The sequence below is a fragment of the Sorangium sp. So ce362 genome (assembly GCF_051519845.1).
GTDB lineage: Bacteria > Myxococcota_A > Polyangia > Polyangiales > Polyangiaceae > Sorangium.
Window position 1 is genome coordinate 4381021 of the sequence record NZ_CP150332.1, and the last position, 14485, is coordinate 4395505.

At 70.4% G+C, this 14485-nt stretch carries 11 protein-coding genes and 1 pseudogene; 4 read left to right on the forward strand and 8 right to left on the reverse strand.

The features are described from left to right. Positions 1 to 6: 6 nt before the first annotated feature. The 7 genes from WMF17_RS16970 to WMF17_RS17000 form a co-directional block, all read right to left on the reverse strand. The gene (locus WMF17_RS16970) at positions 7 to 537 is read right to left on the reverse strand and encodes a sugar dehydrogenase complex small subunit (RefSeq protein ID WP_437650472.1); all 531 of its coding nucleotides are present in this window, start codon (positions 535 to 537) and stop codon (positions 7 to 9) included. 288 nt (positions 538 to 825) lie between these two features. Beyond that, complete coding sequence (locus WMF17_RS16975; RefSeq protein WP_437650473.1) at positions 826 to 1548, reverse strand: hypothetical protein; 723 nt, start codon at positions 1546 to 1548, stop codon at positions 826 to 828. Positions 1549 to 1555: 7 nt separating this feature from the next. Continuing rightward, the gene (locus WMF17_RS16980; RefSeq protein ID WP_437650474.1) at positions 1556 to 2638 is read right to left on the reverse strand and encodes a hypothetical protein; all 1083 of its coding nucleotides are present in this window, start codon (positions 2636 to 2638) and stop codon (positions 1556 to 1558) included. Between the two features lie 50 nt (positions 2639 to 2688). Beyond that, positions 2689 to 3819: a hypothetical protein gene (locus WMF17_RS16985; RefSeq protein WP_437650475.1), complete on the reverse strand. Its 1131-nt coding sequence runs from the start codon at positions 3817 to 3819 to the stop codon at positions 2689 to 2691. Continuing rightward, complete coding sequence (locus tag WMF17_RS16990; RefSeq protein WP_437650476.1) at positions 3819 to 6587, reverse strand: TonB-dependent receptor domain-containing protein; 2769 nt, start codon at positions 6585 to 6587, stop codon at positions 3819 to 3821. Before WMF17_RS16990 ends, WMF17_RS16985 begins: the two co-directional genes overlap by 1 nt. A 126-nt stretch (positions 6588 to 6713) precedes the next feature. After that, complete coding sequence (locus WMF17_RS16995) at positions 6714 to 7397, reverse strand: potassium channel family protein (protein ID WP_437603125.1); 684 nt, start codon at positions 7395 to 7397, stop codon at positions 6714 to 6716. Between the two features lie 112 nt (positions 7398 to 7509). Continuing rightward, positions 7510 to 9093, reverse strand: a complete 1584-nt coding sequence (locus tag WMF17_RS17000; RefSeq protein ID WP_437650477.1) for a CotH kinase family protein — start codon at positions 9091 to 9093, stop codon at positions 7510 to 7512. Positions 9094 to 9359: 266 nt separating this feature from the next. Here WMF17_RS17000 and WMF17_RS17005 point away from each other — a divergent pair, with 266 nt between their 5' ends. The 4 genes and pseudogenes from WMF17_RS17005 to WMF17_RS17020 form a co-directional block, all read left to right on the forward strand. Then, entirely contained in the window at positions 9360 to 10625 is a 1266-nt protein-coding gene (locus WMF17_RS17005; protein ID WP_437650478.1) for a hypothetical protein, read from the forward strand. Between the two features lie 71 nt (positions 10626 to 10696). After that, the gene (locus WMF17_RS17010; protein WP_437650479.1) at positions 10697 to 10843 is read left to right on the forward strand and encodes a hypothetical protein; all 147 of its coding nucleotides are present in this window, start codon (positions 10697 to 10699) and stop codon (positions 10841 to 10843) included. A 54-nt stretch (positions 10844 to 10897) separates the two neighbouring features. Then, positions 10898 to 11923 (forward strand): hypothetical protein, encoded by a 1026-nt coding sequence (locus WMF17_RS17015; RefSeq protein WP_437603128.1) that lies wholly within the window; start codon positions 10898 to 10900, stop codon positions 11921 to 11923. Between the two features lie 78 nt (positions 11924 to 12001). Then, a pseudogene (locus WMF17_RS17020) lies at positions 12002 to 12448 on the forward strand (hypothetical protein); the annotation flags it as partial. Positions 12449 to 12487: 39 nt separating this feature from the next. On the opposite strand, the gene WMF17_RS17025 reads toward WMF17_RS17020, so the two are convergent. Then, positions 12488 to 14431, reverse strand: coding sequence for a TrkH family potassium uptake protein (locus WMF17_RS17025; RefSeq protein WP_437650480.1), 1944 nt, complete (start codon positions 14429 to 14431; stop codon positions 12488 to 12490). Between the last annotated feature and the right edge of the window lie 54 nt (positions 14432 to 14485).

Below are 14485 nucleotides of genomic sequence, written 5' to 3' on the forward strand. Positions count from 1 at the left end.
GACGCCTCATCCCGCGGGCGGCTCTCCCCAGAACCCCATCGCCCCGCCGCAGGTGCCCGGCGCGCTGGCGTAAGGGAGCGATCTCCACGCGAGCGAGCCCTCGTAGGTCGCCAGCGCGCGCCCGTCGGCCGCGTCGTACTCGCCCGTGTACCAGAGCAGGAGGATCTCGTCCGCGAGCGCCCGCAGGCGCCTGTCGGCGAAGACGCCCCGCGCGGTCAGCTCATCGAGGGTGCACGCCGGAGCGTCGCCGACGAGCCCCGCCCTGGCATAGAGGTCCTCGAGCGCCGCGGCCTGCTCCGGACGTGCGAGGAGGCAGTCGAGGTAGATCCGCGCGTGGTCCCGGGCGAGGTCGCCCACCCCGGTGAGCACCGTGGACAGGGCGAGGAACCGGTCGAGCGGCGTGGCGGCCCGGCCGCGGATCACGTGCCCCGCGAGGCCGGCGGCGGCGAGCAGCGCGGAGATGAAGAGGGCGAAGCGGCGCCGGCCCATGCGGACGATGGCGCGTGAGGAGGCGGTCGAGGTGCCGGGCCTTGCCATCTTTCTCTGGAGGATCCGCCCCGGATTGAGCTGCTGGATGCGGCTGTTGCCACGAGGGCGGCTCGTGGCGCAGGCCATGGTGACATGAGGGACGAGGTGCCCGACGTCAATCGCGATCTCGTCTGGCTCACGAGGCTCGCTCCCATCCATGCTCTCTGTCTCTCTGTGCGTGACCGTCTCTGCCTGATCGCTCCGTCATGGTCGTTCACCCGAGGCCGGCGCGATGAGATACGACCAGGCGTACAGCGGGTCGACGAGCCGCTCAGCGACGGTGTCGACGAAGCCGCCTCAGCTCGCCCCGCAAGCGATCATCAGCTGACAGAAGGCGACGAGCATCATCGCGCCGATCGTGAAGCAGCCGAATCGCCGGCCCTTGCCGCTAGGGCCCGCTCCCGCCACCACGAGGCCCGCCGCGCCCGGGGGCTCCGGGGACTTTTTTTTTACGGTCGGCCCCCTCTTCCACCGCGCGGGCAGGGCCTCGCCGCCGAGCAGCGCCACCGGAGGCGTGCGCTTGACGATCGCCAGCGCGGTCGCCGCCCGGCTCTCCTGATGGCTCCGCTTCCAGGCGCGGATCTCCGCCTCGGGGAGCCCGAACACCTCGCCCGAGCCGTACGTCCCCGCGAGCCCGTCGAGCACGCGAAGGTGCCAGTCGGCGGGGACCGCCCCGGGCAACGACTCGACCGCCTCCGGCGGGACCGGAGGGAACCAGACCGCGAAGTGCTGGACCTGCCGTCCGGTCCAGTCCTTCCGCGCCGGATCGAGGAATCGCGCCGCCACGTAGGGATAGGCGCGCGGCTCCTCCGGTCCGCGCCCGTCGATCTCGAGCAGGCCATAGCGGGGCTCTCCGGCGCCCGCGTCGGCGTCGCCGATCATGGCCTCGAGCGTCGTGAGCCAGGCGGGGAGCGCCGGGATCTCGGGAACGCAGATGAGCTCGTAATCCCAGTGCTCGCCGCGCGTCCTCCAGAGGAGGCGCGATGTCTCGACGAGGGGCAGCGGCGCGCGTACGAGCATGACGACCCTACTGGTTCTGGTGGTAAGCGCGGGCTCCCTCGTCGTCGCGCAGGGCCGCGACCATGGCGGTCAGGACCGCCGTGAAGGTGTCGCCCTTCCGGATCGCGTCCTCGCGCACCTTCTTGAGCCGGTCGAGCCGGGTGGTCGCGAAGTCCTTGATCGAGATGAACCGCAGGATCTTGCTCACGATCTGGTATCGCTTCGGGAGGAAGTCGTCGAGCGAGTCGACGAACTGCACGAGATCGCGCAGGCCCTGGAAGAACGTCTCTCCGGTCGACCTCTCCTTTCTCGCGGCCTGCGCCTCCCGGACCGCGCCCTCGACCGTGCTCACGAGGATCGCGGGGGCGAGGGTGCGCACGCCGAGCGAGGTCCCCGGGTCGACCTGCGCGTCGGCCGGGGCGGCGACCGACGAGAGCAGCATGAAGCGGTGTCCGAACGCGTGCTCCGCGCGGAGCACCGAGCAGAGCTTCGCGAGCTGGTCGTCGGCGTCCCGGCAGACCTCGCGCTCGAAGTCCCTCGCGGCGTAGTCCGGCGGGAAGAGGTCGGCCTTGCTGAGGGCGAGGATCCACTCCCGCGGGAAGCTCACCTCGTCGCCCGTGGCGGCGCTCGCCCGGCGCAGCCGGTCGCACTCATCGGCGAAGTGCTCGAAGAGCCACCGGATGTACCCGGTGCCCTCGTTCCGGTACTTCGCGCCGTCCGCGAGGAGGATGCCCACCTGGCTCATGCCGAGCCGGAGCAGGCCCTGGCGCATCGCCTCCCGCTCCTCCGCGTCGACCGGCTCGTCCTCCCACCAGCGCCCGGGGTAGTCGTACCAGTGGATGCGGAGCGCCGGCTCGGGCAGGTCCCTCGGGAAGAAATCGAACTCGTACTCGTCGAAGCGCGTGCTGCCGTCCGGGAACCTGCCGTCTTCGAGGCGGTAAAAGCGCCCGAGGAGCTGGTTGCCCTGCGCCTTGTTGACCGCCTGGATCTTGTACGCGTACTCCTGCTGGAACGAGGGCTGGGTCTGCGCCCGGTAGAAGGCCGCGAGGAGGACCGTCTTGCCGGCGCCGGAGGCGCCGAACAAGGCGACGTGCAGATCGAGGGGCGGCATGACGGGATGCGTACGGGAGCGCGCACCCCGGCACAAGCTCGATCCGAGCGCTACTCCACCTGCACTTCCCGCCGTATCACGCTCGCGCCGCCCCGCGTGTCGTGAACCACCGCCCACAGCGACACGCGCCCCGGCTCCGAGGGCGGCGTCCACGTGGTCCCGTTGCCGCCGCGGGCGCCCGTCACCGTATCGCTCACAAGGCGACGCGCCCCGTCGAACCCGCCCCCGTCCGTGTAATAGTCGACCCAGATCGCCTCGCGCACCGGCGGCCCGCCGAGCCCGGCGGCCTCCACGTCCTCCTCGGCGGCGCCGGACGGCACGAGCGCCTCGATCTCGTACGTCGTGCACTCGTCGTCTGCCGGGTCCGCCGGGCCGCAGCCCTGGATCTGCGCTTCCGGTCGAACACACCGCTTCACGACGGGCAGACCGCCCTCGCCCGGCGTGACCTCATTGTCCTCGAGCTTCAGCGTGAACCCGTCGATCGGCGGGTTCGTGTTGGTTCGCTTGTCCCTGAAGACGTACACCTGCGTGTAGCCCACGACGAAGCTGTCCGGGCCGAGCACCGACCCGTCCGTCCCGACGCACTCGAGCGGAAACCCGGCCTCCGCCGGCGCCGTCGCCACGCGGGTCCGGCCGGCGCACACGGTGAAGAACACATAGGCCGTCGAGTACACGCTCCCGGTCTCGGTCGGCTGTGCGCCCTCGAGGATGTCGTCGGGCAGGACCATCTTGAACCTGGCCTTGCCAGGCTCGCCGCTCTGCTCCGCGGTCAGGTCGTCCCGATCGAAGAGCCTGGGCGCGCCCTCCGTCTCCTCGTTCTCGCCGTTCTCCGCCGCGCCCCCGGGGGCGAACTCCCGCGCCGCGCCGAGGAGCTGCGGCAGACACCCGATGTGCTCGTCGATCCCGACAGGCGGGTTCACACAGCCACCCAGCCACATGATCTCGACCGGGCGCGGGCCGGCGCCGGCGCCGGGCGCGTCGGCGTACGTCATCTCGAACGTCACGCCGTCGCCGAGCGGCGTCGTCACGTACGGGGTGTCCGCCGTCACCGCGAGGACGCGGAGCCCCTCCACCTCGGACGACGGTGCGAAGTTGCCCCCCGCGCAGCAGGGGATGCCCAGGCCCAGGGTCGCGAGCGCGGCGAGCAGCGCGCGACGCGCGGGCGGTGCGGTCCGTTTCATCAGAAATCTCCTCGCAGCCCGAGCGTGGGCAGGAAGGGGAGCCCCGTCACGTACTCCCGCTTCGTGTAGTTGAAGTTGTAGCTGATGCCCTCCGCGGCCATGTAGTTGTAGACGTTCTGGATGTCGAGGTAGAGGCCGAGCTGCCACGTCTTGAACTTCCACGTCTTGTCGGCGCGGAGGTCGAGCTGGTGGAACAGCGGCATCCGCTCGCTGTAGTCACCCCCGAGCGGCATGGGCGAGTACCTGGCCGAGGACGCGTGGTAGATCGCGTTCACCCGGTTCGGGTTGCACCCCTTCTTCTCCGGATCGCAGACATAGGGCGTCTGCAGGTTGCCCGACACGAGGCGGAAGCGCGCGCCGAGCTCCCAGCCCCGGCCGAGCCGCAGGCTGCCAAGCATGGTCAGCACATGCGTCTGATCGTACTGCATGAGGTGCTCCTCCTCGCCGGGCCCGTCCGTGCGCACGGAGCGCGAGAGCGTGTAGGCCGCCCAGCCGAAGAAGCGATCATCGGGCTTGTACTTCAGGAGCACCTCCCCGCCCACGGCGTACCCGGTGCCGATGTTGGCGAAGCCGTCCGCCTCCGGCGAGAAGACCACCAGTCGATCGAGCTGCTTGTAGAACCCGTCCACCGTCACGTCGATCTGGCGCGTGATCTCCTGCTCCACGCCGAGGCCGTAGTGGACGGCGCGGTTCGACCTGAGCCCCGCGGTGCCAAACGGCTCGAGGCTCTCGCGGAACTGAGGCGCCTGGTAATAGAGCCCCACGCCCCCCTTGGCCGTCGTCCGCGGAAAGTCGCTCTGGATGTCGTAGCGCCCGTTGATCCTCGGGCTCACATCGAGCGACCGCGTGTCGAGCGCATAGTCGACCCGCACCCCGGGGACGAGCCGCGCGCGCGGCGTGGGGACGATCTCGAGCTCGGCGTAGGCGGCCGGCCGGGAGTACACGCCTTCGAGCGATTGATCCTCGGACGGGTACGTCGAGAATGGCTGGTTCGACGGATGGCCGGCGGGCTGCCGCGCCGGCGCGTGGATATTGACCGTGACGAAGCCGCCCGAGAGGTCGCTCCCGACGTTCATCGTGAGGTACTTCGCGAACCGGTGCGAGAGCTCCAGCCGGAGGTCGAGCGACCTCGACTCGACGCTGAAGGTGAGGGGAGAGACGACGATCTCGCCGATCTCCCGGCCGAGGGCCAGGGTCCACAGGAGCCGGTCCCGGCTCCCCAGGCGGTTCTCGTAGCTGAACTGGAGGCGCTGAAAGGCGGTGTGCAGCCCGAAATCGCCCGTGAGCGCCGGCTCGTCCTCCGGCGGCTCGTCGAGGAGGATCTCGAAGGCGTCGTCCGAGCCGTAGAAGCTCGCGCGCACGCGCTCGTTCGGGGAGGGACGACCCTCGAGCACGAACTGGTAATCGTAATAGACCGGCGCCTGCGTCACCGTGGTGCCCGCCTCCCTGAGCACGGGCCCGAGCCACGCGTCGACCCAGCTGCGGCGGCCCGCCGCGATGAACGTCCAGTCCTTGAGGTACGGGACCGGCCCCTCGAGGAGCACGCGCCCGTCGATGAGATCGAGCTGGACGACGCCGTGATACTTGCCGTCCTGCTTCGGCGAACGGAGCCCGACGTCGACGATGCCGCCCATGGCGCGGCCGTACACGGCGCTGAAGTTGCCCGGATAGAAGTCGATCTTCTCGAGCATCTCGGTCGGCACGACCGAGGAGAGGCCGCCGAAGTGGTAGATGAGCGGCACGGGCGTGCGGTCGATGAACGTGAGCGTGTCCTGCGGCGCGGACCCGCGCACGATGAGCAGCCCGAAGCCGCTGCGCGCGACGCCCGGCAGGCTCTGCAGCGAGCGCAGCGCGTCGCCGCCGGTCCCGGGGATGCGGTCGACCTCGCGGCGCTCGATCGTCCTCCGGGTCACCTCGCGCGGCGGCCGTTCCCCCTGCACGGTCACCTCGATGCCCGCCGGCGCGCCGCCCCTGGGCTTCGCGAGCCCGATCCGGTAGCGCACCTCGATCGCCTCGTCCGGCGCGATCTCCTCGTCGGCCGCGAACGGCTCGAAGCCGGGGGCGGTGACCTCGACCCGGTACTTGCCGGGAGGGAGATTCTTGAAGCGGAACTTGCCGCTCTGGTCGGTCTTCGCGTCCTCACGACCGCCGTCGGGGCGATGGAGGCTGATCGCGATGTCCGGCAGCGGCTCGCCGGTGTCCGCCGCCATGACGGTCCCGACCACCGTCTCGACGTCGGCGGGCGGCGCCGGTGCGGCCGCGTCGGCGGGCTTGGGCGTGAGCGTGAACGCGTAGCGGTAGAGGATGCGCGACGCGGCCGGCGTGCCGTCCGGGCGCCGCGCCGGCTCGAACTGGAGGCCGGGCGCGGCCGCGAGCGCGGCCTCGTCGAAGCCGTGCCCGCCCGGCGTCGCGACCTCGGCCTTTGTCACGCGCCCGGTCCGGTCGATGTCGAGCTTGAGGATGACGCTCCCCTCGACGCCGGCGCGCTGGGCCTCGATCGGATACGCGGGCGGGGAGTACGTGATCAGCGTGGGCGCGCTGACGGCGACGGGCGCCGGCGGGGCTGTGCCCGGCTCGGGGACGACGACCGCGCCGGCGCCGCCGCGCGGAACGGAGGCGCCGCCCGAGTCGCCCTCGGCGGCCGGAGGAGGCGCGGGCGGAGGCGCGCCGGCGGGCTGCGCGAGCGCTGTGCTGCCGGTCATCGCGACCGCGAGCAGCAGCGTTCCGGAGACGAGGAGGTGCATCGCAGGGGACGCTGTGGAAGCCATGCGGCTCGCCCTTTCGCATGGCGACGCCGAGGTGAGAAGACGCATACGGCAGCCGGGACCGTGCTCCCGGGATCGGGCGCCGCGCGCGTCCGCGGATGGCGCGCTCTCCGGCTGCGCGCGGCCCGCTCAGCCGCCGAGCTCGGCCACGAACCGGCTCACGTCGTCGCTGTCGCCCACGAGCAGCAGCGTGTCGCCGTCCCGGATCACGTAGTCCGGTGTGGGTGCCTCGAGCCGCAGCTTGTCGCCGGGCCGCTTTGTCGTGTGCGGCCGCACGCCGAGCACGTTGATCCGGTACCGCTGGCGGATCTTCGAGCCGGCGAGCGTCTGTCCGACGAGCGGCCCGTGGGCGTTCCAGGGGACGACGCGGTAGTGGCTCGCGAGGTCGAGGAGGTCCTGCGCGAGCGGCATGGTGATGTCGGCGCCGACGCGGCGACCCATCTCGGTCTCGATCTGGATGACGCGGGTCGCGCCGACGGCGCGCAGGATGTCGGCCTGGCGATCGGTGGCGGCGCGCGCGATGATCTCGCGCACGCCCATCCGGACGAGCGAGGCCACGCAGAGCACGGACGGCTCGAAGTGCTCGCCGAACGTCACGATCGCGGTCTCCGCGTACTGCGCGCCGATCCCCTCGAGCACCTTGTGGACCGTGGCGTCGCCGACGAACGCGGCCGAGGTCTTGTCCTTCACGGCGTCGACGGCCTCGGGGTTGTTGTCGACCGCGATGACCTCGGCCCGGTTCTTCCACAGGGTCTCGACGACCGACGTGCCGAACCGGCCGAGCCCGATGACAAGGACGCTCTTCGATTTCATGGTCTCCGGTCGCGCGCCGCTCCCTCGCGGCGGCGCCGCGAAGGTCGCACGGATGCGCGTCCAGCGCCACGGGTCGGCGCTGCGGCGCGGGCGCCGCGCGGGGGGCCGGCGCTCAGTAGAGCCCGTCCTGGTGCTTCCACCGCTCCGAGATCCACGCCTTCAGGTACGCGATCTCCTCCTCGTACGTCGTGAAGTCGCTGCGCCCGCTCCAGCCCTCGTAGCTGCGGTACGCCTCGCCCCACCGCGCCTCGTCCCGTCGCGCGCTCGCGTCGATGCGCTTCACGTAGCCGTCCACGATCGCCTGGATCGCGCGGTCGTCGAGCGCGCCGCGCAGGACCTGCCCGTAGCGGGCGCGCAGCGGGTCGCCGATCGAGGGCTCCTCCAGGAGGCGCTGGAAGAGGAGGTTCACGCTCGTGTACTCGACGCGCTCGGAGGCCGACTCGCGCTCGGTCTCCCACGACTGGCCGAAGCTCGCGTTGAAGTCCCACGGCGCGTAGCGGAAGACGCCGCCTGCGACCGGATCGCGGTAGTGGTAGCTGTTCTTTCCGGCCGAGTCGTTGGCCACGATGAACGTGGCGAAGATCCACCAATCTTCGTAGTCGCGCAGATCGATCAGCGACCCGATCTCGGAGGCGAACGTGGCCTCGTCGGACTCGGCCACGAAGCGCACGAGATCTTCCAGGTCGGCGAACGCCTCCGGCTCGCCCTCGGGCGGCGCCCCTTCTTTCTTCTCGTAGCCGTCGTGCAGCGTCTCCTTCGGCTCGCCTTGCGCGTTCTCCAGCGCGAAGTTCGCGGCGTGGTTGACCGCTTTGTAGAGATTGCCGTCCTGCGAGTATCCGTGATCCTCCATCAGATAGCCGTCGACGTGATCCGCGACGGTGTAGAGCCCCGCGTACTCCCCGTCGAGGTAGAGGACCGCGCTGTAGGTCTTGACCTGGATGTGCTCCGGATCGAGCCGGTTCCAGAGGTCATAGGCGAGGCGCTGCCGGACATAGGAGTTGTCGTCGAACGTGCTGATGAGCACGACCTTGCGACGATCGGTGAAGCCGCCCGCCTCGCCCGGCTCGCTGAACTTGTCGTTCTTGGGGAATTTGAGGGTGTAGCTCCGCTTCGGGTACGAGAGCGAGCTCTCGCCGCGGAGCTCCGCCTCGGCGGCGTACGTACGGCCGCGGTAGATCACCGTGGCCGGGGCGTACTCCTTCGCCTCGGGGACCGGCGAGAGGAAGAGCACCGGCAGGCCGTGCTCCTCGGGGTAACGGGCCGGATCGACGACGGGCACGTTCGATGGATCGGCCCAGTTGTCGGCGACGCCGATCTTGACGCGCCCGACCTCGGACGTCTGCGCGACGCGGATCTCGATGTCGTGGACCGCGGCCTGATCGAGCCCGGGCGAGAACGTCACCTCGCGCGCGACAGGGTCGTAGGCGGCGCCCTCGGGGAGCGGGTCGAGCTCGAACGCCTCGCCGGGGAGGGTAAGGCCGCTCGCGCACGCCACGGGAAACGTCACGGTCTCCCCCTCGACGAGCCAGTGCGGCCCGCCGCCCGACGGCTCGCAGCGCCGATCCCCGGTGCTGGACGCCGCCCCACCCGTCGTGGCGCCCGCCGGAGCGGACGACTCGCCGGAGCAGCCGGATGCGTGCAGCGATCCGAGGATCAGGGCCGCCGTCAGCGGCAAAAGCTGGTGAAAATTTCGCATGACAGCATCTTACGCGATCGCGCGTGGCGGCGTGTGGGTAGCCGCTGCGGGGCGCGGCTCCCCGGGGGCTGTTGCGGCGGCACGGGACGGCCGAGGCCGAGACCGCCGGTGACCGGGGCGAAGGATGGCGGCCCTGCCCTTGACGCGCCGTCGCTCGCCTGTTAAACGTTTGTTTGAAACGGTTGATTGACAGGGGTCTGCCGGAGAGATGCGGCCCCTGAACCAGCCGAGAGGCCAGGAGGTGTGCGATGACGTGGTGCAGAGCCGTGCGTAGAGCACGGAGCGCGGCGGTGTTCGTCTTTGGGGTGGTGGGGGCGGCCGGGTGTGGCGATGACGGGGAGGCTCTCTCGCCGCCGGCTCCGGAGGTGACGTGGTATCGGGACATTCAGCCCCTCGTGGAGCGCTCGTGTGCTTCCTGCCACGATGGCGCGGGCGTCGGCGGGGTGGCGCTGACGGACGTGGAGACGGCGCAGCGGCTGGCCGCGCTCATGGCCCTTCGTGTGGGCGCCGGGGACATGCCGCCGCCGGTGCTGGACCCGAGCTGCCGCAGCTATGAAGGCGCGGAGCGGATGAGCCTCACCGCCGAGGAGCGCCTTCGTTTCGACGCCTGGGCGCGCGACGGCGCTCCGCTCGGCGATCCTTCCGATGCGCCGCCGCCGCAGCGCGCGACGGACGCCATCGCGTCTCCCGACGCCACGCTCGAGATGCCCGAGGCGCACGAGGTGACGCTCGACGACGACGGCAACGAGTATTTCTGCGTGGTCCTCGACAACCCTTTCACGGCGCCGGCCTGGATCACGGCGTTCGAGGCGGCGGTCGGCGATCCCGCGGTGGTGCACCACATGGCGGTGTACCGGGATCTCGGGGGCGACGCGGGCATCGGATACGGTGTTGCGCCGGGGACGCGTGCGTTTCCGTGTCGCGATCCGGTGATCGAGCTCGACTGGCAGCTTCTCCACAGCTGGGCGCCCGGCGTCGGGGTGACGCGGCTGCCGGAGGGCGCCGGCGTCCGCGTCGAGCCCGGCGAGCAGCTCGTCCTGCAGATGCATTATTTCGGTCACAGGGGCACGAGCAGCCTCGACAAGTCGGGATATCGCTTGCAGCTCTCGAGCGAGCCGCCCCGCGCCGAGGTCTACATGGATGTGTTCGGCCCGGTGCCTTTCACGATCCCCGCCGGCGCCGGGGCGCACACCGAGCGGAGCAGCACGCCGAACGAGGGCCCGCCGCAGCTCGTGTACGGCCTCTTGCCGCACATGCACCTGCTCGGCCGCTCTTACCGGGCCTGGGTCGAGCGCGACGGCGGCGCGGACGAGTGCGCGGCGCGCGGCGAGTTCGAGTTCCACCACCAGGCGCTCTACATGTTCGACGAGCCGCTCCGCTGGGGGACGGGAGATCGCTTCGTCGCCGAGTGCACCTGGGACAACACGGCGGAGAGCGAGGGGCAGTTCCAGCTCCCGCCGCAGGACGTGCCCTGGGGGGAGGGGACGAATCAGGAGATGTGCTTCATGGTCGCGTATCTGTCGAAGGAGTGAGCGCCCGGGGGGAGGGGAGGGTCACGTTGTGCGCGCAGACGGTGCGCGCATCCGGAATGGGGAGGAGAGCAATGGGAGACGGATTGAAGAAGGCGAGCGCGCTCGTGCTGTGCGGCGGGCTCGTGATGATGCTCGCGTCGGCATGCGACTTGTCGTACACCTACGAAACAGTGGAGCCGGGAAGCGCGGGTGCTGGATACCCGACGGAGATGTTTTAAGTGCGGATTCTAGAGAACATGGTGAGCACCCCGAGTCTTCTGAGTGGAACACATGTGGCCTTCGATCCGCCAACAGCAGAGCGTCTGGTGAAGCTCGGCGCCACGAGCATCGTCAGTGCTTTTGAGAGCCTTCTCATCGGACCGAGCCGCCGGAGCCCGCTGGAGCATGTCCGGACGCGTGAGATGTGGTTTTCTTCGTGTGAAGAGTGTTCAGATAGAGATGAGTCAGGCGAAAACTTCGATCGGCTCTACTCATCTGATGTCCGCTGGGAGCCGCCCATTGTCTTGTGGGTGACAGATAGTCTTGACGATCGGGTGAACCTCTGGAGGACCTGTAGCTGGTTGCGAGGCCTGAAGATCCCGTGCAGCGACGTCTTTATTGTCGAGTTCGAACCTGTCTACGGTACAGCGAAAAGATTGGCCGAGCCACCGAGGATACCGCCGTTCGACTGCTGCGGATCGGTCGCCCACCACCCCGACCCGGTGCTTCTGGACCGCCTCGACAAGGCGAGCCCCTGGCCGTCAGGACGCCACGATCGTGCCGTTCGCCTTTGGGAGAGCTACGTCGATGAGAACCCCTTACCGTTCGTGGAGAGCTGCGCGCGTGGTGTCGAAGGATTCCGAGAGCTTGCTCCCTTGTGGGGGCTTCTCTCTTGCTTCTTTCCGCGAAGGACCGCCGATGGTACCTTGCGTCTCAGTCGATATGACGATCTCATCTTGACTATCCTATCGTTAGAGGAGTGGCAGACTCCAGTGAGAGTCAACTGCCACGAGTCGCAGCTTGGGTTGGACTTGCTGGATCTCGTCTCCTGCACAGGGGACCTATTCCTGGGAGACCGCCTCGCCCAATGGGCAAAGCACGACTTGAGCGCCGCTGTGGAGCGCGCTCCTGGACCGAAGCCGCCTGACTACCCGCTGCTCTCGAAGGTGTACCGCCTCACCGAACGTGGGATGCAGCTCCGAGACAGGGGGCTCGGTCAGCTCGCGGACGCACCAAGCCTGCCCATCGCCGGGACCGAGGCGTACTCGCCTTCAGCCCCCTGGGTGCTGCTCGAGGATGGCGGGCTCGCTCGGCTGTGAGGGATAGCGGTACAGCGGGCCCGGCCGGAGCTGCCTGACCGGGACGCGGCTGGAGGTCTCCCGGAGGTCCGGGAGCGCATCCTGGCGGCGCCCGAGGTGGCCGTGCTCTCGGCGATGGCGCACGGGCAGAGCGCGGCGGCGGAGGCGATCGGCGTGGCCTTCCTGGCGGCGGCAGCCGGGCTCGATGAGGAGCGCCGCGCCCTGTACGGAGACCTGGTGCTATCCTCGCTGAACGCAGCGGCGAGGCGGATACTGGAGGCGATGATGAAAAGCGGATACGAGTTTCAGAGTGAATTCGCGCGCAGCTATGTAGCGAAGGGCGTGGAGAAGGGGCGGCAGCAGGGGATCCTCGAAGCCAAGGCGCACGACGTGCTCACCTTCCTCGAGGCCCGCGGCCTGGAGGTCCCCGCCGACGTCCGGGAGCGCGTCCTCGCGAGCACCGACATCGCCGAGCTGGACCGCTGGATCCGCCGCGCCGCGGTCGTCAGCGACGCCAGGGATCTCCTTGCCACGCCCGGCTCCTGAGCGCTCGCCCCCTGCTCCCGCCCACCCAGCTCCCCCCGCTCACCCGATCCCCACGCGCTCCTCCGGCAGCCGATAGCTCCGCGTCTTCCCCTGGTTCGCCAGCGCCAGCGCCAGGGTCAGCGGCCCGATGCGGCCGATGAACATCGCCAGCGTGATGACCAGCTTCCCCGGCGCGCTCAGCGACGCCGTGATGTTGGCCGACAGCCCGGCCGTGGCGAACGCGCTGACCGCCTCCAGCGCGAGGCCCATCGGGTTGTGCGGCTCCAGGGCGAGCAGGACCAGCAGGAACCCCGACACGAGCATCACGCTGAGGAACGCGACCCCCAGGGCGCGGCGCACCGTGGCCGCCGGCAGCGTCCGCCCGAGGAGGTGCGGCGCCTCCTCGCCGCGCAGCTCGGCGCGCAGCGCCGCGAGCAGCGCGGCGAACGTCGTGAGCTTGATCCCGCCCCCGGTCGAGCCCGGCGCCCCGCCGATGAACATCAGGATGCAGGTGAACATCCAGGTCGCCGGGCCCATCAGGCTGTAATCGACCGTGCTGAGGCCCGCCGACCGCGTCATCGCCGACTGGAAGACGCTCGCCTGCACCTTCACCGGCCACGACAGCCCGCCCATCGACCGGCGCCACTCGAGCAGCAGGTAACCCGCCGCCCCGACCACGAGCAGCACCGCCGTCGTGATCAGCACGACCCGGCTGTGCAACGACAGCCGCGGCGACCGCTCGCCGCGCAGCCGCAGCCGGATCCGGGTCAGGAGCTCATCGTGCACCGGAAAGCCCAGGCTGCCGAGGATCACCAGCGCCGCCACGACGCCCGACACCGCGGGCGAGCCGACGAGCGGGACGAGCCCCTCGCCGAACAGGGAGAAGCCCGCGTTGCAGAACGCGCTGACCGAGTGGAAGACGGCCGCCCAGAGGTGATCGCCGGCGCCCGAGAGGGGCTCGCCGGGGACCGGCCCGGAGGCGATCTGGTGGTGGGGCAGGAAGCTGAACAGCAAGGCGAGCGCGCCCACCACCTCGATGCCGAGCGTGAACAGGACGATCGCGGCGACATTGCGGCGGAGCCGGGCGAACGAGTCGGCGTCGATCATCTCGGCCATCACCGCCGCGTCGCGGAGCCTGAGCCGCCTGCCGGCCACGATGGCGAAGAACGTCGACAGCACCATGATCCCGAGCCCGCCGATCTGGACCAGCAGGAGCAGGACCGCCTGGCCGAACGGCGTGTACGTCTCGGCGATGTTGTGCACGGCGAGCCCGGTCACGCACACGGCGCTCGCGGACATGAACAGGCCGTCGATGAACGAGGCGTCCGCGATGTCCCGGAGCGACTGCGGCAACGTGAGCAGGAAGCTGCCGAGCAGCGTGGCGACCCCGAACGACACCGCCATGAGCCGGGCCGGGTGCTCCGCGGCCGTGGCCAGGAGCCGCTCGAGCGGCCGACGCCCCAGCAGGCCCACGAGGGCCACGAGGAACGCGAGCACCGTGTACGAGCGGTAGAGCACGACGCCCCGCTGCCCCGGATCCCCGGCCGGCTGTCCGAGCACGAGGAGCCACTTCTCGCCGATGCACGCGAGCAGCAGGATGATCGCGAGCAGGAACAGGGCGAGCCGGGGCCTCCTGGCCTCGACCCTGGCGCCGGGGCGCGCCGTTCGCGCGCGGTCGAGCGCGACCACCGCCGCGAGCCACGCTGGCACGAGCAGCGTCTCCACCGCGGTCAGCGCGGTCGAGACCCGCGGCGTGATCGCCAGGGCGAGGTCGAGCCCGAGCAGGACGGTGCTGCCGACGACCAGGGGGGCCGACCGCATCCACGCGGCGCGCCTCCGGAGCCTGACGGTGACGGCGACGACGCCGGAGACGGCGACCCCCGGCGCGGGCTGCGCGAGCATCGAGGTGACCGTCAGCGGCGACGGGACAGGGGCGCCGGACGGCGCAGCGCGCGGCGCACCTGGCCGCGACGACGGGCTCGGCGATGGATCCACGCGCCGCATTCACGCCGCCGCGACGGTCGCTGTCAAGCCGCCCTCCAGGCCGAGCCGCGCGGC